We start from the raw sequence: 21,488 nt of genomic DNA on the forward strand, positions 1-21,488 counted from the left end.
GATGTGTAGGTACTTGCGTCTAATCATTCTTTTGTACCTGCACGGCTAAAAGTGTATAAAATACTTGGAAAACTCATTGTTGGTAATGCAACTGAAATTGCATCAATAACATACGCAACAAAAGAAGAATGTATATATTCTTGCATAAAGCTTTTAAAAGAGAAGAAAATCAAATCCTTGATGAATATGAATACTCCCCCACTTATCAAAAGTTTTGTTAGACAAGTATACAAACAAAAAAATATTTGTTTAATAAAATATACTATACTCTATTAAATGAAAGGAGAGAAAAATGTTTGGGACTAAAAAAATTTGTTGATTCCCTTCCGATTCCTTCCATAATCAAACCAAAAGGAACATATAAAGGAAAGCCGTTTTATGATGTACGCATGATTGAAACACTACACAAGTTTCATAGAGATTTACCTAAAACGAAGGTATGGGGTTATAACGGGTTAGTACCTGGTCCAACATTTGATGTTGAAAAAAATCATCCTATATATGTGAGATGGACAAACGATTTACCTAAAAAACACTTTTTACCAGTTGATAAAACCGTTCACGGAGCCCATGATAATCCAGAAGTACGCACTGTTGTTCATCTACATGGAAGCCCGAGTGAACCAGATAGTGATGGTCATCCTGAAGCATGGTTTACGAGAAAGTTTCAACAAACAGGCCCGAAATTCGTGAAAGAGATTTATTATTATACGAATCGAGAACGAGCAACTGCCCTTTGGTATCATGACCATGCGATTGGGATTACTCGTCTGAATGTGTATGCAGGTCTTGCAGGTCTTTACTTGATTCGCGATAAGGAAGAAAGATCACTTCCGCTTCCGAGGGGGAAATACGAGATACCGCTTATCGTTCAAGATAGATCCTTTAATCCAGACGGGTCCCTCTTTTATCCTGCTCAACCAGATAATCCATCCCCTAATTTACCATGTCCTTCTATTGTTCCTCTGTTTTTAGGAAATACAATTACAGTTAACGGAAAAGTATGGCCATTTTTAAAAGTAGAGCCCCGCAAATACAGATTTCGTTTATTAAACGCTTCTAATACTCGAACATATCAGTTTCAATTTAGTGACCTTAGTTCATTCTTTTTAATCGGAACTGATGGTGGTCTTCTTAAACGGCCAATTAGAGTACAAAGTTTGGATGTTTCACCTGCTGAACGTATGGACATCATTGTTGACTTCTCAGGTTTAGAGGGGAAGAAAGTAGTATTACAAAATGGAAGTGATTTAGAAAATCCAACTGGCGAGGTAATGGAGTTCCAAGTAACTAAGCCGTTGTCTTGCCCTGATAAAAGCGAAATTCCATGCCTCTTAAGCAACATTGAATTTATCCCATTAAAGGAAGTTGAGGTAAGAAAAGTAAGACGGTTAACACTAAGTGACTCAGAAGATGAATTTGGGCGTCCTATGCTTTTATTAGATGATAAAGAATGGGACGATCCAGTGACAGAAACACCATTACTTGATTCTATCGAAATATGGGAGTTAGTGAATTTAACCGTTGGAATTCATCCTATCCATATACATCTTGTTAATTTTCGTGTCCTTGATCGCCACAATCTGAATGGGCAATTGTTAGATCCTCTCCCGGCCGATTTCGGTTTAAAAGACACCGTTCTAGTAGGGGGTGAACAAATCGTTCGAATTATAATGAAGTTTGAACCGTATTCTGGAGACTATGTATGGCATTGTCATCGTTTAGAGCATGAAGACCATGACATGATGAGACCATTAAAAATCATACCTTCCAATCCCAATAGGCACAAATTAAAATGATAGTTAAAATGAATTGAAAAAGAACTTCCAATAACGCTGATGATATGAATGAAAAGTCCCTTCATTTCTGAAAGGGACTCTTCGAGGTTCTGGGGTACTTATTATTTTTGCACATCTACGACTGTTTTTTACCAGTTTAATACTCTTTTCTATAGTCTAAAACATTTTTATCTTATGAATTATTGTGCCTTAAATTCAATCACCTGATCTTGATTGATTGTTTTTCCATCTAAAAGGCCTTTTGCTGTTATATAAATAATTGTTTTTTTGGAGTCTTCAAGTTGACCAATTGCATACGTTGCGGTGAAGCTACCTGTGCTTAGTTTCCACTGCTCACCATTCCATCTGCCAGTTATTTTTTGGGCATCGGAAGCTTCGACTTTACCATCGTAATTTAGTGTACCAAACTCTGTTTTTAATGTATTGCTAGCAAAATCAATTTGAACTTTGTTTAATAATTTGATTGGAGAGTTAGCTTGAATCTCGTATACATTGTTATTGATCTTTTTGAAGTGAATTTTTCCTTCTTGTCCTTTAACAAGTTTCATATATTGATCTGATGATAGGAACAATTCATATTCTTCCTGTGTAATTCCCATATTTTCATGATATGCTAATCTTTCTCCAGGCTGTGCTGCTTTTATATACTCCATGTACCATGTATAGTTTTTTTGAAGACTCGCTTTCATTTTTTTATTAATTTCCTCAAGTTTTTGCTTCATATCTTCTTGTATTTGTATTGTCATAATATCAGCAGGTGTTTCTGATTTTACTAATAATGGTGTGATGAAATCTTTTGTACTCTGATTGGTAGGTGATAAAACTTCTTCATCTTTTTTCGGATTCGTATCCTGTTTATCCTCATTTTTTGTAGATTTCGTTTCTTCTTCTGCCGCGGTCTTTTTTGAATCAGCTGGTTTACTTTCAGTAGAATTATTACATCCAGCCAATAACAAGAACGTTGTAAGTGTCCCTAGTATGATTTTTTTCATTAAAAATTCCCCCGTATTATTTTCGTAAAAACAAACAATACCATAATTATACATTGGAAATCTTACCATAACAATTTGCTGTTTTTGAAAGCATGTTACATTCTTCAATTTTTAGTTATTCGTATTGATTGTTTGCATATTACTACAGGTAATTCAAAATATAGAGGAAACAGGTTTCAAGAAATGGGTGAAACCTCTCGTGAATGGAAGCATATATGGTGAACGAGTTGGTCCGCCATGCTCAAATTATTGCAATTACAAGAGAAAGTGATCGGTTGAGATATGTGTTTTCTTCTGATACTTCGGACGTAAATCTTTAAGGAAAAGAAAATGGTAAGCGTATACACCTTTTGCTTGCAAAAAAGATCTATCTGCAAGAAAATAAAAGAGGTGAGAGTTATAAATAATGGTATAAAACCCAATTATTCTCTTTTTAGTAAAAAACCCCTTGTAAATAAGGTTTACATATTACTGTATAAAAAGGTGGGTTTTTATACTTCCTGCTTAGGTGAGATCATATCAGTTCATAGAGAATGTATGGCGGTCTTTTAATCTCGTTTCATGACTGTGTTAATACTTGAGGCTATTGACGACAACAGTAGAGTATTCATATATAACGAACCAAAGAAAGGAAACTAAATATGGGGATGAGTACGATGAAAAAAATAATTGGTTTAATCTTCTTAGGTATAGTACTAATTGTTTTTGTTATTTACTATCAGAATCATTCTAATTCAGATCGAAAAGAGAAGATATATGTTGAGGATTTTAAAGGAACAAGTGATTCTGATAAAATTCAATCAGCTATTAATAAAGCAAAGGATAGTAAAATAAAGACGGTTTTGCTTGATGACAAAAAGTATAAGATTACTTCACCTATCGTTGTGAAGCAAGGTGTTAAGTTATTATTCGGGTATGGAACACAGTTTATTGTGAATGGTAACTTCAGGGTAATTGAACTTGAGAAGAATGCTTCAATGGAAGGGGCCTATATTGCCATTGATGATGCGAATTTTAATTCGGAAGTGATCTATTTAGATGGTAAACATAAATATTATAACACTTGGAACAAAACACATATAAAGGATATAAATATTATCAATTGGTCTGAAACGAACAAGGGTACAGGGATATCGTTATACGCTGGTGGAAAAGAGCATGAGATTTCTTTTGTTAACTTCGAAAACGTTAAGGTAGTAGGAATGAAGAATGGAGTAAAGTTAAAAGTGGATAAACCGAATTCTGGATATGCGTGGATCAATGCTAATCGGTTTCTGAATTTTTCTTTAGAGGATTGTGTAAACATGATTTACATGGATAGTCATTCAACGATACCGAATGAGGCTAGTGGGAATCAATTTACCAATTTACAGATACAACCTTCAAGTAAAACAAAAAGTGTTTTGAAGGTGAGCGGACAACATAATGAGTTTCATGGGATGTTGTGGGATTTGAACCAAATCAATCATGGAAACACGATTGTTGAGCTTACGGATAAGAGTGTGGATACGACTATTGATATTTCTTCTGTGCCTATGAGCAGAATCTCCGATAGTGGACAAGCAAATAAAGTGAAACAGTAACTGTAAGGTTCTCTCAATCGGACGTGGCTTTCTTAGGAGAAGCCCCTAGATTCATGTAGAGAAGGGGACAATTATTACGTATAAGTTGAAATTGATCTTCTAGGGGCATGATGATACAAGTGGAATTGTTAGAGTATTTTGTTTTTTTGTATGGTTAACATTTGAAGATATCGAAGGGGAGCATTTTAGTATTTACTAATGGAAGTAAATGAATCTTAATTTGTATGATTTTCATAGTTTAGATGTGCTAATTTGCCCTTGATCATTTATACTCAATCTCCATTTTGTTCCATTTGGGGAAGTTAACGTCACAGCATTTCCTTTTTGAAATTCTAAATCTCCATATAAAGTACCACCAGTAGTTGGTAACCATGAGGAGCCATGTTGCAGAGATGACCTTGCGAATATTCGATTTATCCGAAAGCGTTTGTGATCTTGTGTATATCCGCTTAGTGTGAACTTAACTTTATACAATATAGTTGACCTTACTTCTGAAAGCACAGTATTTCCGGCATTAAACGGAAGATCTTTAGCAACCTGCCATGGTCCGTTTAGGCTCTGTTGATATTCAATTAAAATGCGACTTGGGCTTTCATTCCATCCAAAATAGATACCAATACAATTCAGCATGTTAATAGGCTGCTTAGAAAAATCTAACTCGATTACAATTGGCTGCGTACTCGGAACATCCACGTAATTTACACTTTGCTCATCAAGCAAGTTAAAACAATTATTAATATGTCCTCCGTAGGGGGCTTTTCCAGAAAGTTGGCGCACTGCGTAACGGATATTTGCATTTACTAATATATCATCTTGATTCCCAACTATCTGTGCTTTTCCTAATGCTAGAGGAGGGTATACAGGAAGTGATTCTTCATGTGGTGAGGTATACCGATTGTATAGGCCACGATCGATAACCGATGTGGAGACTTGATTTGAGAATAGGTAGTTATGATGAGAGGTGGAAGAGAATTCGATAACGAGGGGAGCGGCATCCATACGAAAGACGTCCCATATGATTCCTTCAAATATATTATAGGCACCTGAACAGCGGATTACTTTTTTTGTTTGTTTCCGGCATTGAACTTGGATTCCCGTAAAGGTGTTTCCTGAAATTTCGTAAGGTAATTCACCATTTCCTATAATCTCGATACCATACTGACAACCATCTATAAAAATAGAATGGAAGGAGTTTGCATTAATCCAACAAGGATTGTTTATATCCTCAAGCTTTTCTGTTTTTAAATAGATAGCCGTATTAAAGTTTGTGATTTGGATGGAGTATGCTTTAAAGAAGCTTATGAAATCCCATGCCTTCTTACAGGATAAATGAATTGCGATACCTTGGTAAGTTGTTGTACGGTTTATAATATTAATATTTGATATAGAAGTATGATTATGAATTTCTATTTGATTGGCACCAGAAAGAAAAAGAACGGATGAGTTAAAGCTATTATCCACGATTTCAATCGAACCACCAGAGATGGAAGTGTTTTTTTGAAGCTCAAACACTTGGAAATTTCCTTTAACGATTAATGTTACAGTCGGGTCCATTTCAAGATGTACATTGGACTTCATAACAATAGGGGAGGAGATCGTATATTGTTTCTTCCCGGTGATAACAACTTTGGAATAATTGTTGACCACGCAGTAGTTAATGGCTTCTTGAATGGCTTGGGAATTATCGAGTAAATCTGGACTGGCACCAAAACAATCAATATTAACAACATTTTGATTTTGGCAGTCTTCAGTAAAATTAAGAGGTTCTGTCAACTTATAACACTCCTTATATGTGAGATATTATATAATATGCATGTTTGAAAAAATGCATATATATAAAAGAAAAAACAAACGAGATCATCGTTTGTTTTTTAATATTGATAGGTTTCAAGTGTAGAATGAATCATATTTGAGAGGGAAAAGGATTTTTCTACTTTTTCCCTTGCCGCTTTTCCTAAACATTTTCTTAGGTTTTGATTGTCATGAAGTAACTGGATTTTCTTTGCGAATTCTTTTTCAGAATGATGGGAAACGAGAATTCCGGTTTCATCATCTATGATGGCTTCTTTGATACCGCCAACATCTACAGAAATAATAGGTGTTCCAGAAGCCATTGCTTCAATGACTACCATTGGAAACACTTCTCTAAGGGACGTTAGAAGCAGCAAGTCCATACTGCAAATAAATTCATATGGATTAGATGTATTACCTAGAAGTTTCACCTTATGATTTAACTTGAAATCATGAATCATTTTTTCAATAAAGTCCCGTTCAGGTCCATCCCCAGCAATATAAAACATTACGTTACGTACATATTTTAACTCATTTGCAATTTTTAAAAAAAGTTCATGGTTTTTCTCTTTTGATAACCGGGCTAAAATCCCGATATTGAGGGTTTCTTTAGGTTGTATTTGTTGAAATGAAAAATGCTTTACATCGACACCATTGTAAATCGTTCGAATAAGGTCCTTTCTTATACCCAATTGCAGTAAGCTCTCTTTCTCGAAGTTACTCACTGCGATAATTTGATGAACATGTTGATTTAACACTTTTTTAAATAGCGCGGGAAACTTATTTTCAAGTATTGTAACATTATGTTTTGTATAAATGAGCTTCATTCTTTTTTTCGTGATTTTTTTAATTGCGATAGAATACAGCAACATTCTGAGACTATTTGCATGGATAACATCAATGTCCAATTTCATCACTTGTTTACTTAATGTATAGAGGTTAGCAGGATGATTTTTTAAACTTAAAGGAATAAAATGATGCTTATTATGAATTTGATGATACAACTCACCTGTGGCAGCTGCTGAATAAAACGTCATGTTTTCATCTTTGAGATGGTTTTCTAGTTTGCAAAAATACATCTCAGCGCCGCCCGTTATGAGTTTATCGGTTAATAGTAGAATATTGTTCATTTTTTATTTCCCTCCACTGGTCATAGAAGAAGGTCGATCTCCTCTGTTTTTCTTGTACGCATGATAGGCATATTGACTAAAATAAAAGTTGGTTTTGACAAAGGTTAACTTTTCTTGGTTTCGTAATAGTTTCCAATATCGGTAGGCAGCTTTTAATTTATTCCTTGAAGTAGAGTTACTTACAATACGATATTTAGATAAACTCTTTTGTAAGCCATATGCTTGATATCCTAACCGTAATAATACTAACCATAGGGCAGTATCTTCAGGCTGGATAACGGGCATTTCAATTTGTTTAAATTGATGCCTATCTAACATCACGGTTAAACAGCCAATCGTCGTATTTCCCAGCAGATATTTATAATCGACAACTTTCGGTGCATGAACTTTAATATTCATTGCATTTCCTTGTTCGTCAATTAAAGAATAAGAGGTAAAAGAAAAAGCAAGATTATCTTTTTGCATAAAAGCGACTTGTTCTTCTAGTTTGGTAGGTAACCAGAGGTCATCGCTGTCTAAAAAGGCAATATAATCTCCTTGAGCTTCTTTTAATGCTATATTTCTAGCTCTAGCAGCACCAGCATTTTGAGTTAAGGTAATCAGTTTAATTCGCGGGTCTTTATCTATATATTGTTTGATGACATGAACGGAGTCATCTCTCGACTTATCATCAACGATAATCATTTCCCAGTTAGCATATGATTGGGCCTGAACGGATTCAATGGTTTCTTTTATAAAAGGGGAGCTGTTATACGAGGGGGTTATCACAGAAACCAATGATTCGCTATCTTTTTTCATGTATATCATAAAAACCAGCCTCTTTTCTTTCATATACAGAAATATATTTTAAAGCAATTGCTAAAAAGGAGAAAAGCGCTTCATTAATCATGAGAGAAAGGGATACCATCTGCAATAAAAAAGCAAAAAGTGTAAGAATAATAAAAGGTTTTTCAATATGTAATTTAGTCTTAAATAGCTTGATAATGAACAGTAACAAAAAAGAAAAGTAAAACAGAAAACCAATAATTCCAGCTTCTACTAAGATTTCTAGATATGTATTATGAACATATAGTTTTTCATTATGTTCAAATGCGTAATAATCCGAAAAATTAAAGGCGCCGATTCCCAAAAGGGGATGAGACATAAAATAGGTAATGGCCTGTTTCCATAATTCAAATCGACCACTTCCTTTATCAGAAGAAAAGTCATTGATACGGCTGGAAATAATCTGATTCAAATCGATTTGAATAAAAGAACTTGCGGCGTACATTATAACTAGGCATAACAGAGCAACAAGTATCATTTTTACCTTTTTTTGAAAATCCGCTAATATTATATACAAAATGATAACGAGTATTAGGGCAACAATACCGCCTCGAGAAAAAGTAAGAAGGTTAGTAATTATACATAAGATAAATCCAAAGGAGTTTTTAAATCCTTTTAAGTGTGTTAAATAATACGAAAAAAACAATGTATTATAAAAAATGAAGATGTTTGGGTCATCAAGTAGTCCAATTAACCTTGGATAATCTCTATCTAATAATAATCCGTAAGAAGTAATCTCAACGCCTGTTGGGGATCCCCCGATTATTTGTAGTCCAATTATGTATAGTAATAAACTAATCACGTTAAATAGTATCCCGACATTTGCAATGGAAGTTTCAATAGAATGAATGGAAGCTTGCTCCAGCATATACCTCATGATGAAATAGCAGATAAGGACAAGGATTACTCCTAGAATGACGCGAATACTTGCTTCTGGATACTGTGAAAAAGCACCGCTTAGACAATAGGTAAAATAAAATAAAAGCAATAAAATTTCATAATGATAAAGGGGACGAAAGTAAAAGTCTCGAAAATAAATACAGAAAAAAACGGCTAGAAAAATCATGTAAATTTTTAATGAAAAACCGATGGACACATTATATTTACTAAGTGTAATAAAAAATAACAAAAGAAAGACTTCTAAAGTAGAAGTATTTCTTTTAATTTGTAATCTTTCCATTCCCTCGTTGTCTCCCGTCTTTTAAATGGTTGATATTCTGTTGTTTTTTCTTTCTTATAAAATCTTTAATCAAGTCCCGAGTAGCTTGATCAAATAGTAAAACCATCGTAGACATTAAGATAATGGTAGAAAACATGGCGATAAAAGGAAACTTATATAATAAGTAGTGTAATAGGATAAAGCTTATTGAAAAGTAGGATCCGTATGGAATAACGACTTTGGTTAATACGGTTCTTCTGATTGGATTCGCTAATACATAACCAATAAATGATACGATTTCCATCGCTAAAGCAGAAAAAGCTGCCCCCGCTATTGCATAAGTAACACTGAGATAATAAAAAGACAGTAAGCCAATAGAGATGGTTATAAACTGAACAATCGTACGGCGATTTTGCAGTCCTTTTGTTGTGAGCCCGTCAGCGATAGCGATGTTAAATCCTTGTAAGACAATAATAAAGGATAATATTTTTAAAGGTTCAACCGCGGATTCCCATTTATCTCCAAATAAAATCGTGATCAGATAGGGGGATAAATAGAATAAAGCTATTGTCATACACATTCCAATTAAGGACATAAATTTCATTTGCAGGATATTTAATTCTGTATGTTTCTTTATTTCCCCATGACTATAATGCTTAAATAACAGTGGGAAAAATGCACCTGCAATAACCCCTGGTATTTGATAGAGAGCTGAGGGGATTCGGTAAGCTACTGCAAAGAGACCAACAAGCCCTAAAGGAAGTGTTTTTTCTAATACTAATGGACCTAGTTGAGGGGTTAATATAATAAATAACCCACTAATTAAGAACGGGCTAATATTGATCAATAATTCTTTTTGAAAAGGGACTTTCCATTTGAATTCCACGTTTTTTCTGAGTAAATACAGGGAGTAAAGGCCTCCAGCTAAATAAGAAAAACCATATAAAAAAGCTGTTACATGTATATCCACTTGTAAGGTTATACACAAAATGGTTAAGGTGACTAATACAATGGCCGAGAAGATTCTTATGGATGCAATAAATTGCATTCTTTCAGATAATTGAAAGTAGGTTATGCCTATACTTTGCAGCACTAGGCCGATGATTAAAGGAATCATTAAACTATACATCATATAAAGAATTTGTTGTTCATGATAGAAGATATGGATACCGAAAGAAAAGATAATAAATGTGAAAAGTAAACATATGACTCGAACTTTTATATAAGAAAAGAATGTAGCGCTTGAGTTTTCTTTTTTTGCTCCTTCTCGAAGGAACGTATTACTGACTCCTAAATCTGTAAAAAAGTGCATGACCATGGAAAGAGCTAGTGCTACACTAAATATTCCATAGTTCTTTGAGTTAAAGTAATTTGCCAATAGTATGAGCGTACCTGCATTTAAAACATTAGCTAGAATCGTGCTGTAAAGTAAGTGGAATATATTTTTAATAATTGAGTTTGTTTTCTTATTCACTTATTTCTCTCCCAATTCACAACTGTAAAGTCACTTAAATACAGATGTAGTTTCTTTTTGCTTCAGGTAATAATCATATGTATTCGCAAGACCTTTTTCCAATGCATATACAGGTTGCCAGCCTAATTGTTGAATGCTCTTTTTATTGCAGAGCAAACTTTCTTTGACGTCACCGTCTTTTGCAGGTTGGTAAATGGGGGGGATATTTTGTTTCCCAATCGATTGAATCATCGAGAATACTTCATTGATACTTGTACAAGTTGCTGATGATATATTGAAAGTACCACTTCCATTGTAGTTCAATGCCTTAAGATTGGCGCTTGCTACATCGTCTACATAGATAAAATCTCTTGTTTGTAAACCATCCCCATAAATAATAGATTGCTCCTGTTTAATGAAATGATTTATGAAGATTGAAATAACTCCGCCTTCACCGCTTGCTGTTTGCCTTGGACCATAGACATTGCTGTAACGAAGAATGACATAGTCTATATCATATAATTCTTTTGCGAGTTTTAAATAATCCTCAGCTGTTTTTTTGGAGACGCCATAAGGTGATAAGGGGCGAGAAGGATGTGAGACTGAAATAGGCATGACTTTAGAATCGCCATATACAGCTGCTGAAGAAGCAAATATGATTTTTTTAACACCATATTTCTGAGAGAGTTTTATGATATTTGTTGACCCTATTATATTGATTAGCGCATCATTTGTTATATTTGAAATGGAGTTTTGTACACTAATTTGCGCAGCTTGGTGAACTACAAAGTCAGGTTGAAACGCCTCCATCGCTTTTTCTAATGATCTTTCATCTTCTACATTATCAAAGAAAGCTATACCTTTCGAATGGACATTATTTACGGATCCAGTGGATAAGTTATCATACACAGCCACTTCATAATTATTATGAATTAATTTTTCTACAATATGGGATCCGATAAATCCGAAGCCTCCCGTTACTAGCACTTTCTTCATTTTTTATTCTTCCCTTCAATATTTATCTAGCACCATTTCCAGTAAATACAATGGCCAATGTTCGACATAAAATCTTGATTTCCATAGCGAATGATCTGTGCTGGATATAGTATAAATCGAATGCTAATTTTTCTTCGGGAGTTAGATCATATCCACCATTCACTTGCGCCAATCCTGTTATTCCAGGCGTTACAAGTAAACGATGTTTAAAATTAGGCAATGACTTATCAAACTTTTTATAGAAATATTCTCTTTCAGGTCTAGGGCCAATGAGTGACATATCTCCTTTTAGCACGTTAATAACTTGAGGGATTTCATCAATTCTAGTTTTTCTTATAAAGTTACCTATTCTTGTAACCCTAGGATCCTCTTTACTTGCCCATTGAGGACCATTTTTTTCGGCATCTAAAAACATGGAGCGTAACTTTATTAATTTGAAATCTTTTCCGTTTTTCCCCAAGCGCTGTTGATAAAAGAAGGGAGAACCGGTTGATTCGATTGGGATAAGAATGCAAAAAAGAACTAAGATGGGTGATAAAAGTAACAGCATGAAAAGCGAAAAAATAAAATCTATAAGTCGTTTAACAAGAAGGTAGGATGAAGTTGATAGAGGCGTTACTTGTAGTTCTACCTGTCTATCAATCTTTATTTTTGGGTCCAAAAGTTACTCCCCCTTTATGAAATAATGACTGTACCGATTATTTCATGTTTGCTATGTTCTAGTTGTTTTTTTACATTCGCAATCTTATCTAACTTATCACGGCCTTCCTGTATCATTAAAACAGTGCCATCACAATGTTTTGTGAGGATCTGTGCATCTGGTGTGTTTAGGAAATCGGATGTGTGAAATAGAATGATATCAAAATGCTCTTTCCAATCCTCAATTAGAATTGGGAAGGTCTCTAATGTTAACAATGTCACTGGCTCATAAAGATCTTCGCCTGTAGGTAAACAAGATAGATAATCTGTTATTTTTATTGGAGTATCCTTATTTTTCTCTCTTAAGAGTAAGCTGGTTAGGCCAAATGAATGATCGATATGAAACACATGATGTAAAGAAGGTTGACGCAGATTTGCATCCACTATCAACACTCGTTTTCGTTGTTCTGAAAAGGCTAGGGCCAAATAAGCAGTAGCATGGGTTATATTTTGTGTTTGTGCAAGAGAAGTAATCATTAATATTGACGTTTCCTTTTGAAGGCTCGGTTCAATATGGTTACATATGCTATAAAATCGTTCTTTGATGGTGATATCGTCTGGATTAAAGAAATATTTCCTCTTAAATTTAATAGCCATTATGTTCACCTCGTTTCATAGAAGGTAAGCTCTTATAAGCTGCTTTTTGCTTGTTGTTTCTTTTTTTTGTATGTAACTTCACTCTTCCTAATAACGGGAGACCAAGGTGTTCGAGCTCTCGACTGTTGTAAGTTGAATTATCAAAGTGTTCTCGTAGAATTGCTAAACCAATTCCGGCAAAAAAGCTGATTATGATTGAAATGGCTATAATGAATTTTGGTTTTGGAAAAAGTAATTCGGCTTCTTCCATTACCTCGGAAGCATTAAGAATATTAAGTCGGTTTACATTTGCATAGTCTTTAAATTTAGATATGGATTGCTTTGCGACAGATTGTGCAATTTTTTTAGCTAATTGTGGGTCAGAGTCTTTCACTGAAATCGTAATAATCTGTGAATCATTTCTATTAGTAACGGAAACTTGTTTCAGCAAATCATAGTTTGAACGAGTTAGGTGTAACTCTTCTTTTACGCCTATCATGATATATGGGCTTTTTATAATATCCATATATGAAAGAGCTAGCTGTCTGTTATCTTGTACCTTATTTACTGGATTTTCCTCTTTTTCTACACCTAAAGATCCAGCAAGAACTTGGGTGGAGTACTGGTAAATCGGTTTCATAAGGTACAGGGATGAAATAATAATGAACCCGCTTGTACAAATTGTCGTAAGTATAATGATTAAGAGTCGCCTTTTTAAAATTTGTATAAACTCTTTTATCTTTACTTTTTCATTCATCTCGTTCACCACTTTTTCAATTTAATAGTAGAGTTTTGGCGTGATTTTCCGACTAGGAATTATCACCCTTGATTTAGAAAAAATCCTTATAACATTTATACTGGGGTGGAAAAATTATAAACCTAGCATCTGAACAGAATGCTTCTTCCTAAATTTTTACTATGTAGGGAATAGCCACATCATCATTAAGTTAAGAGTGCCAGGAGAGTATATGTGAGTATGTTTTTTGAAATTTCTATGACTACAAGAAAGGTGTGCATAACAAATATATGAATAGGACGGATATTTAAATGAAGAAGTTAATAATTGTGTGATTGTTCTTATAAATCTAAATAATAAGTGTTTTTTCTGAAAATTTATGGTAATATTTTGATGTTAATTGTATTTTCTTGAAAATAATAGAATTTTTAGGTATATTTAACTCTTCATAAATCTATTTATAAATCCACAAATGTATTACATAAATGTATGAATTAAAATGTTTGGTTTTTTATATGAAGCTTTATAATCTTATCTAGTTAAAAGGAGACTATAATGAATCATTCTATGGATATACAATATTTGTGTGATATTTTATATAAAACATTTCAAGTATCTATTCAATTTTTATCTGCAGATGAAAAAATCTTATATAAATCTACTTCTAATGATATTTGCAGTCCTTTTTATTCTTCTAGGGAAGAACAACTGAGTGAGCTTTTTCAAGAAAATGATCTCTATAATTTTCCGCTTATGAGGGGAAACAGTTATCTAGAAAATTTCGTTTTCATTCGCATAGTAGATCATGAATCTATAAAAGGAACCTTTTTTATTGGACCTTCTACATATCCCAAGGTATCAGAAGACATGGCCATTAGACTTATGGATGAATTTGGAGAAAATGCTAGAATCCAAGATGGAATTGAATACTATCATTCCGTACCTGTGATAAAAAAAATAACTTTAATTGATATAGGGATTTTATTGCATTACATAATTTTTAAAGAAAAGTTAGATGTAGGTGCTGTTTGGAGAGAAAATAAATTATTAGAGAAAACCGCCTATGAAATTGCGAATCCTGACTTATATATTTCAGCCCGTCGTCAAAATAATCCTGATCATTACGATATATTATTGGAACGGAATTTTTTCACATGCATTAAAGAAGGGGACAAAGAAAAATTAATAAAATATGCATATGCATTCCCGCAAGAAGATGCTGCAATTTCATCAAAAAGAAATCAGCTAAGAAATCAAAAAAATAATGGGATAATGGCCATTACTTTAGCTACTCGTTATGCAATAGAGGGGAATCTTCCGCCAGAAATTGCTTTTTCGCTTAGTTCTCTCTATATGGGAACCATTGAACAACTAGATAATATGTATTCCGTCAATAGATTAATTGAGGACGCTTTATGTGCTTTTGCTGATCGTGTTAAAGAATATAGCGTTCAAAGCTATTCGAATACAATTACTACATGTTTAAATCATATTAGCAAAAACATTTACCATGAAATAACTCTCAATAATCTCGCTACGCTGCTTGATATTAATCCTACTTATTTATCTAAATTGTTTAAAAAAGAAGTAGGAATTCCTTTAAGTGAATATATTCAAAGGGAACGAGTAGAAGAAGCAAAAAAACTATTAACATTAACTACATATCCATTATCAGATATTTGTGCTTGGCTTAACTTTTATGATCAAAGTTATTTCACAAGAGTTTTCAAAAAAATATGTAACATGACTCCTAAGCAATATCGTGAAAAGTATACCGTGATATAGGTTCGATATCTTAACAGTTAGGTGAGATATGTGTAATACTTAGTCACATATAAATGCATCGATTCAATTTACCCCAGTATTTATGAGTAATAATATTCTTACCTCAAAAAATTTCTCTGTTTACCTTTTTAGCTTGGATGAAATGAATGTTCGAAATAAAAAAGAATCCCACGGGATTCTTTTTTTACTTTATTTTCCTATTAAAGAATAATCATTTCGTATTTTCATTTTTTACCAACGCGTGTTATATTTGGTAGCATAAAATATTTTGTGTAAATACATCTGTCTTATGAATAGGGGAAATATAGGAGATTCTTAAGTTTGCGACGAAACAAATTAAGAGAGGAGTACCTTCCTTGATGAATGAAGGTGTACTACAAATGAACTTATATAAGCAGCTAGGAAAAAGTATCACAATTTCTTTCGCGTGAGTAGGAAGACATAGCGAATAATCGATATAAAATATGGGGAAATGTAAGCTTTCTCTGTTCCTTGTAATCGAAACGGAGCCTTTCAAACGCAATCATTCGCTCCATATCATCGTAGAAATGGATGGCTAGTATTCGTATGTATCAAAGGGAAATAAGTATATATAGAACGCATTTTAAAACTTTATTATTCTCCTGCAACTGTAAGTAACATGATAATTTTGTAAACAAAAAGATTGAAGTCAACTTGTATTTTAATAAAAACCTTTTTAGTAGGTGTAATATGATGAAAAGATATGAGGAGTTTGACTCTCTAAGAGGATTAGCAGCACTTCTTGTAATGATCGGGCATCATATGATGCTATTGCCTGCGTACGAAAATTATCGATATGAGTTAAATAGTCCTTTCATAGTTTATTTATTCAAGGAAACTCCTTTACGCCTTTTTTTTAGTAGCGGCAACGAATCTGTTATTCTCTTTTTTGTATTGAGTGGTTTTGTTTTGTATTTATCTATTCATAATGAGAAATTTCATTATGATACATACATAATAAAACGGATTTGCCGAATTTATATACCATATGTAGTAGCAATCAGCATTGCTATTATTACTAAAATGCTTTTTATTCGTAATGATATGTCATATATTAGTGATTGGTTTAGTAAATCATGGACCACTACAGATACGCTAACTTTATTATTACAACATTTTGTTTTTATCGGTGAGTATAACACGGACGCATATAACAATGTTATATGGTCTCTTGTTCATGAAATGAGAATTTCGCTTGTATTTCCATTTCTGACTTTCTTTTTTATACGCAAAAGGCTCAGATATTCCTTATTGTGGTTTATTGTTTTAAGTTTTTCTTCGACTATAGGTTTGTATTTCTTTGATCCTAGTGGAAGCATAACTAGTGTTTTTTTAAGTTTTCACTACATCACTCTTTTTTTTATGGGAGCTCTATTAGCCAAGTATCGTTCTTTGATTTTTCATTACGCTTTCAATATGAAAAAAGTAGTGAAAATTGCATTGCTACTGATTGCGATTATTTGTTTTATGTATGAGGGAATGATTGGCGAAGTAGATTTTTTGAACAATTATATATTGAGGGACTACGTTGTCTCATTTGGGGTTTGTATAGTAATGATTATGAGTGTCGCTTCATGGACATTTAGTGCGTTATTAAGAAGAAAAGTATTTGTTTTTCTTGGAAAGATTTCTTATAGCCTTTATTTATATCATCTTATTTCTTTATTCTCAGTTATGCATTTATTTTATGATAAACTACCTACCATATTAATAGTGTTTCTTTCCTTTTCTCTTTCTTTTTTACTATCTTCATTCGGGTATCTATTTATTGAAAAACCTTGCATAAACCTTGGGCGGCATTTAACTAGGGAAGGTGAAGAAAAATATAGTCGTTCTTTATAAGATTCTTCAGTAAAATGTTTCTTATGTTTATCCCGCTATTTGCGGGCAGTAATACCACCTCAAAATTCAGCGAAAGTATTGTCCAGTTCCGGTGGCTTCGCTTCTTCCTGCGAGGTAAAAAACACCTCTACGTCAGAAGCTCCATCCCCCTCACATTCTGGACGAGCCACGTTAAGAAGTTAGGTAGGGGATGAACTGCCTGTAAAAGCTCGATTGGTCGTGCTAATAATCAGTGGGGGATGAAGAAAACTCCCACTGATTCAAGTTTCACCTTATTGCACACCACTCTCCAAAATCGAAAATGTCTTCCTCTCACAATCTATCTCCGCCATCACGCCATAAGGTAAAATAAACTTAGGTTCGGTATGACCGAAATTTAAATTATAAAGAATCGGTAAATCCTCTAAACCATATTCTTTCATGACTGTTACAATTTCTTGTTTATATTCTTCATAATACTTCTCGTCTTTCGGTTTGCCGAAAATGATTCCATTTGTGTTTTGTAAAATGCCCTGCGCTGCATAATTTCGTAACCAATATTTGATATAAGTTGGATCTGGTTTGTCTTCAGATGTTTCAAAGAACAGAATGCTGTTTTCCCAATATTTTTTCTCAGGCCAAAGCTCTGTTCCTTTTGCGAATTCCAGTACCTCTATGCAACCTCCGATTAAACGGCCTTGTCTGATACCTGAGCCTTGAAGTAGTTCATATCCAGTATTTTGCTGCATGGTACGTCGTTTATTTTTGTTCGATTCAATCCATAGTAATCGTTCACTCGTCCATTCTGTAGCCGGCTCAATTTCACCAATCATTTCATTTGAAAAGAGCGTTCGATTCACCATTTCAATTGTATATGGATCCATCTCAACGTTTTCAGCAAAATCAGTCAAAATAGCTGGACCGTAAAAAGAAGAAATACCAGCTTTATGACAAAATAAATGTGGAATGGTCACATCAGAGTACCCCATAAAAACTTTTGGATTTTCACGTATGACATCAAAATCAATATAAGGAAGTAAGCGAATGCTATCTTGTCCGCCAATATTCGCAAAGATCCCTTTAATGCTTTTATCTTGAAATGCTGTCATGATATCTATCGCACGGGCCTCTGGATTCTCATAAATATAATCAGAGCCTTTCAAACTATTTGGCATAGGCACAACCACAAGACCAAACACTTCTTCTAATCTTTTTACCCCTTGTTCATAACGCCATCTTAGTTCAGGATCGCCTGCGCCTCCCCAAGAAGGACTAATTGTTGCAACGCGATCACCTGGTTGTAATCTTTCTGGTTTTCTTAACACCCTAACTCCCACCCTTATATCATTCGATTCACTATATGATTCGCATAGCTGGAAAATATAGCATATGACTTTTTTCTACATCATCAAGAAATTCCCTGCTATTCTGCTAGAGAGGGGAATTCAATTGTTTGTCTTTTTTCCTATTTTTCACCTGGATTGTGAAACGGAAAAATATTATGTAATTCAAGTAACAGTCGCCCTGTCCGTTCTACATTCATTGGATTTCCGTTATGTGGTGAGTATTCTTCTAGTCTCCAAGAGGGTAGCTCTTCTCCTTCATTTGGTAAATCATAATCTCCGCCGCCTGCATCTGATAGACGATATAAAATTTCATTCATAGCGGACCTAGCTATCCAGTACGCAAATAATCCAATCTTTTCAGGTGGGATTCCTGCTTGCACCATTTCTTTTATAATCAAGTTGTTTGTATCGGGTGTTGCTTGTTCATTCGCACGCTGAATCGAGTTTTGAACCCAGCTTTCATGATTATATAAATACATATCCAATATTTCTTGGAATGGCCTTAAAAAACGAAAGCTGGCAAGAACAGCTTCTTTACCTTCTATCTCACCTTTAGCCCAATGTTCAGGGTACTGTACGCCGAATTCCTTTAATATTTCGGTTACATTTTCTTTCGTTGGTTCTTTTTTAAAGTCGTCTAAAAGGGGCATTAAATTATCCTTCATATAATCCATATGTTTTCTCCTTTGTCTGTATTTTCTGGTAATCCTGTATTCATTATAATATTTAAAATTAAGATTCGGTTAAAAGAGTAACAGTAATTCCTGTAAAAACTTTTGCAAATACTTGGCTGCCAAGGGAACGGGTTATCCCGCTATTTTAGGACAGTAACATTCCCACCTCAAAATTCAGCGAAAGCGAAGAATTTAGGTGGGAGATGAACTGTCCGTAAAAGCCCGATTGGTGAGGGCTAATAATCAGTGGGGGATGGAGAAAACCCCCACTGATTCAAGTTTCACTTTATTGTTAGCTTCGTGACAATAGGGTACTACTAAATAAGAAGAAACAGCTTGTTTACATACGAATGTTAGAGTGGGGATGCCGAAAACAACTTATGGAGGGACAACAATGACTAATTTTCGGAAAAAGATGATGGGGCCAACATTAGCGGGAACAATAGTGCTAGGTTTATTAGGTGCAGGAAGCATGATGAATGATAACGAGGTAAAAGCTGAGGTGAAAAAAGCAAGGCAGCAACCCAAAAACGTAATTATGATGGTTATGGATGGGACAAGCTCTTCAGCAACAACGTTGGCCCGATGGTATAAAGGTGCACCTCTTGCGCTAGATCAAATTGTATCAGGAGGGGTTCGTACTTATTCGGCGGAATCAGCTATTACGGAATCAGCGCCGGCAGCAACAGCTTTAGCGACAGGAAATAAATCAAATTCGAGCTATGTGGGCGTATTACCTTCTGTTGTGAATTCACCTGGCTTAGAACCAATCAAAGAAGAAGACAGGTTTCGTCCAGTTGCCAACGTCTTAGAAGGCGCAGAACGTTCAGGCCGCGCAACAGGAATTATTGCTACATCAGAAATTCAGCATGCCACTCCGGCTGCTTTCTCTGCTCATCATACGAACCGCAAAGATTTTGAAGTACTTGGTGAACAACAGGTTTATCAAAATATGGAAATTGTATTAGGCGGAGGAAAGGCAGCGCTGCAACCTGTGGGAAACAATGGAATCCGTAAAGACAACGAAGATTTAATAAAAGTGATCCAAGACAAAGGGTACGACTTTGTGGAAACGAAGGATGCCTTATTACACTCTAAATCCGATAAAATTTGGGGCTCTTTCTCAAATACTGCACTTGCGTTTGATATGGATCGTGAAGCAACCAATCCCAAGCAGCCAACACTTTCCCAGATGACGGGGAAAGCAATTCAAACATTATCAAAAGATAAAGATGGATTCTTCTTATTTGTAGAAGGCAGTAAGCCCGATTGGGCAGCGCATGTCAATGACCCAATCGGGATGATTAGCGATATATTAGCATTCGATGCTGCAGTTGCAGAAGCGTTAAAGTTTGCGGAAAAAGATGGGAACACGATGGTCATTGCTGTAACGGACCATGGTAACAGTGGTATTTCCATCGGTAACAAAAATACCACAAAAGGATATGATACCACACCGGTATCTGCCTACATCGCTCCACTGAAAAAGGCAAAAATGACACTTGAAGGTGCTACAAATAAACTAAAAGATGATTTATCTAATGTAAAAGAGATAGCTGCACTTTATGGTTTAGGAGATTTAACTAATGATGAAAAAGCAAAGTTAAAAGCTGCACAAAAGAAAACGGATGTAGGTCCAATACTTACTAAGTTATTGGCCAACCGTGCGAACATTGGTTTTACAACGGGGGGGCATACGGGTGAAGATGTATTCTTATACTCTTACGGCCTTGGGAAGCCATATGGTTTCGTCCAAAATACAGATATTGCGAAGGTAATGGCCAAAGCAATGGGCTTTCACTTAGAAGAGTTAACAAACAAATTATTTTTAGATGCTGAATCAGCCTTTAAACAAATTGGTGCAACTGTAAAAATCGATAAAACAGATGTAGCAAACCCGGTGCTCGTAGTAAAACACAATAAAGGGGAAGCTCAATTGTTTGTTAATAAGAATATAATCCGTATCGATGGAAGAGCTTATGAGTTAGGGAGTATCGTTGTAGAGAGTAATGGGAAATTTTATATACCTGAAAAGGCAGTTCATCTATTTACAAAGCATTCTCGGTGAATGCTTTATAAATAGCATTAGCCGGGGGAGGAAA

Annotated in this window: 17 protein-coding genes; 5 read left to right on the top strand and 12 right to left on the bottom strand. The window is 34.6% G+C overall.

Annotation, left to right across the window (positions count from 1 at the left end):
• Nucleotides 1-296 precede the first annotated feature (296 nt).
• The gene (locus QRY57_RS06610) at nucleotides 297-1,799 is read left to right on the top strand and encodes a multicopper oxidase family protein (RefSeq protein WP_286016986.1); all 1,503 of its coding nucleotides are present in this window, start codon (nucleotides 297-299) and stop codon (nucleotides 1,797-1,799) included.
• 179 nt (nucleotides 1,800-1,978) lie between these two features.
• Here QRY57_RS06610 and QRY57_RS06615 read toward each other — a convergent pair whose 3' ends face one another.
• Nucleotides 1,979-2,791: a hypothetical protein gene (locus QRY57_RS06615; protein WP_286016987.1), complete on the bottom strand. Its 813-nt coding sequence runs from the start codon at nucleotides 2,789-2,791 to the stop codon at nucleotides 1,979-1,981.
• Nucleotides 2,792-3,432: 641 nt separating this feature from the next.
• Between QRY57_RS06615 and QRY57_RS06620 the strand changes: the two genes are divergently transcribed.
• Entirely contained in the window at nucleotides 3,433-4,374 is a 942-nt protein-coding gene (locus QRY57_RS06620) for a hypothetical protein (RefSeq protein ID WP_286016988.1), read from the top strand.
• 231 nt (nucleotides 4,375-4,605) lie between these two features.
• Here the strand turns inward: QRY57_RS06620 and QRY57_RS06625 are convergent, their stop codons facing one another.
• The 9 genes from QRY57_RS06625 to QRY57_RS06665 all read right to left on the bottom strand — a co-directional run bounded on the left by QRY57_RS06625 (nucleotide 4,606) and on the right by QRY57_RS06665 (nucleotide 13,760).
• Nucleotides 4,606-6,147: a hypothetical protein gene (locus QRY57_RS06625; protein WP_286016989.1), complete on the bottom strand. Its 1,542-nt coding sequence runs from the start codon at nucleotides 6,145-6,147 to the stop codon at nucleotides 4,606-4,608.
• 98 nt (nucleotides 6,148-6,245) lie between these two features.
• On the bottom strand, nucleotides 6,246-7,295 hold the full coding sequence (locus tag QRY57_RS06630) for a glycosyltransferase family 4 protein (RefSeq protein ID WP_286016990.1): 1,050 nt from the start codon (nucleotides 7,293-7,295) through the stop codon (nucleotides 6,246-6,248).
• A gap of 3 nt (nucleotides 7,296-7,298) precedes the next feature.
• Nucleotides 7,299-8,102 (bottom strand): glycosyltransferase family 2 protein, encoded by an 804-nt coding sequence (locus QRY57_RS06635; protein WP_286016991.1) that lies wholly within the window; start codon nucleotides 8,100-8,102, stop codon nucleotides 7,299-7,301.
• Nucleotides 8,080-9,300, bottom strand: a complete 1,221-nt coding sequence (locus tag QRY57_RS06640; protein ID WP_286016992.1) for an O-antigen ligase family protein — start codon at nucleotides 9,298-9,300, stop codon at nucleotides 8,080-8,082. Before QRY57_RS06640 ends, QRY57_RS06635 begins: the two co-directional genes overlap by 23 nt.
• Complete coding sequence (locus QRY57_RS06645; protein WP_286016993.1) at nucleotides 9,281-10,753, bottom strand: oligosaccharide flippase family protein; 1,473 nt, start codon at nucleotides 10,751-10,753, stop codon at nucleotides 9,281-9,283. The genes QRY57_RS06640 and QRY57_RS06645 overlap by 20 nt, the downstream gene beginning before the upstream one ends.
• A gap of 30 nt (nucleotides 10,754-10,783) precedes the next feature.
• On the bottom strand, nucleotides 10,784-11,728 hold the full coding sequence (locus QRY57_RS06650; protein WP_286016994.1) for an NAD-dependent epimerase/dehydratase family protein: 945 nt from the start codon (nucleotides 11,726-11,728) through the stop codon (nucleotides 10,784-10,786).
• A gap of 22 nt (nucleotides 11,729-11,750) precedes the next feature.
• Complete coding sequence (locus QRY57_RS06655; protein WP_286016995.1) at nucleotides 11,751-12,389, bottom strand: sugar transferase; 639 nt, start codon at nucleotides 12,387-12,389, stop codon at nucleotides 11,751-11,753.
• 14 nt (nucleotides 12,390-12,403) lie between these two features.
• Nucleotides 12,404-13,024, bottom strand: coding sequence for a CpsD/CapB family tyrosine-protein kinase (locus QRY57_RS06660; RefSeq protein ID WP_286016996.1), 621 nt, complete (start codon nucleotides 13,022-13,024; stop codon nucleotides 12,404-12,406).
• On the bottom strand, nucleotides 13,014-13,760 hold the full coding sequence (locus tag QRY57_RS06665; protein WP_286016997.1) for a YveK family protein: 747 nt from the start codon (nucleotides 13,758-13,760) through the stop codon (nucleotides 13,014-13,016). Before QRY57_RS06665 ends, QRY57_RS06660 begins: the two co-directional genes overlap by 11 nt.
• Before the next feature lie 534 nt (nucleotides 13,761-14,294).
• Between QRY57_RS06665 and QRY57_RS06670 the strand changes: the two genes are divergently transcribed.
• Nucleotides 14,295-15,524, top strand: a complete 1,230-nt coding sequence (locus tag QRY57_RS06670; protein ID WP_286016998.1) for a helix-turn-helix domain-containing protein — start codon at nucleotides 14,295-14,297, stop codon at nucleotides 15,522-15,524.
• Nucleotides 15,525-16,235: 711 nt separating this feature from the next.
• A complete protein-coding gene (locus tag QRY57_RS06675; protein WP_286016999.1) occupies nucleotides 16,236-17,387 on the top strand; it encodes an acyltransferase family protein in 1,152 nt (383 codons plus the stop codon).
• A gap of 272 nt (nucleotides 17,388-17,659) precedes the next feature.
• On the opposite strand, the gene QRY57_RS06680 is transcribed toward QRY57_RS06675, so the two are convergent.
• Both QRY57_RS06680 and QRY57_RS06685 read right to left on the bottom strand, forming a co-directional pair.
• Nucleotides 17,660-18,691: a S66 family peptidase gene (locus tag QRY57_RS06680; protein ID WP_286017000.1), complete on the bottom strand. Its 1,032-nt coding sequence runs from the start codon at nucleotides 18,689-18,691 to the stop codon at nucleotides 17,660-17,662.
• 140 nt (nucleotides 18,692-18,831) lie between these two features.
• Entirely contained in the window at nucleotides 18,832-19,386 is a 555-nt protein-coding gene (locus tag QRY57_RS06685) for a hypothetical protein (protein WP_286017001.1), read from the bottom strand.
• A 394-nt stretch (nucleotides 19,387-19,780) separates the two neighbouring features.
• Here QRY57_RS06685 and QRY57_RS06690 point away from each other — a divergent pair, with 394 nt between their 5' ends.
• Nucleotides 19,781-21,454, top strand: coding sequence for an alkaline phosphatase (locus tag QRY57_RS06690; RefSeq protein WP_286017002.1), 1,674 nt, complete (start codon nucleotides 19,781-19,783; stop codon nucleotides 21,452-21,454).
• Nucleotides 21,455-21,488: the final 34 nt, after the last annotated feature.

Origin of the sequence: Bacillus arachidis, from assembly GCF_030285945.1 — a bacterium.
Lineage (GTDB): Bacteria > Bacillota > Bacilli > Bacillales > Bacillaceae_G > Bacillus_A > Bacillus_A arachidis.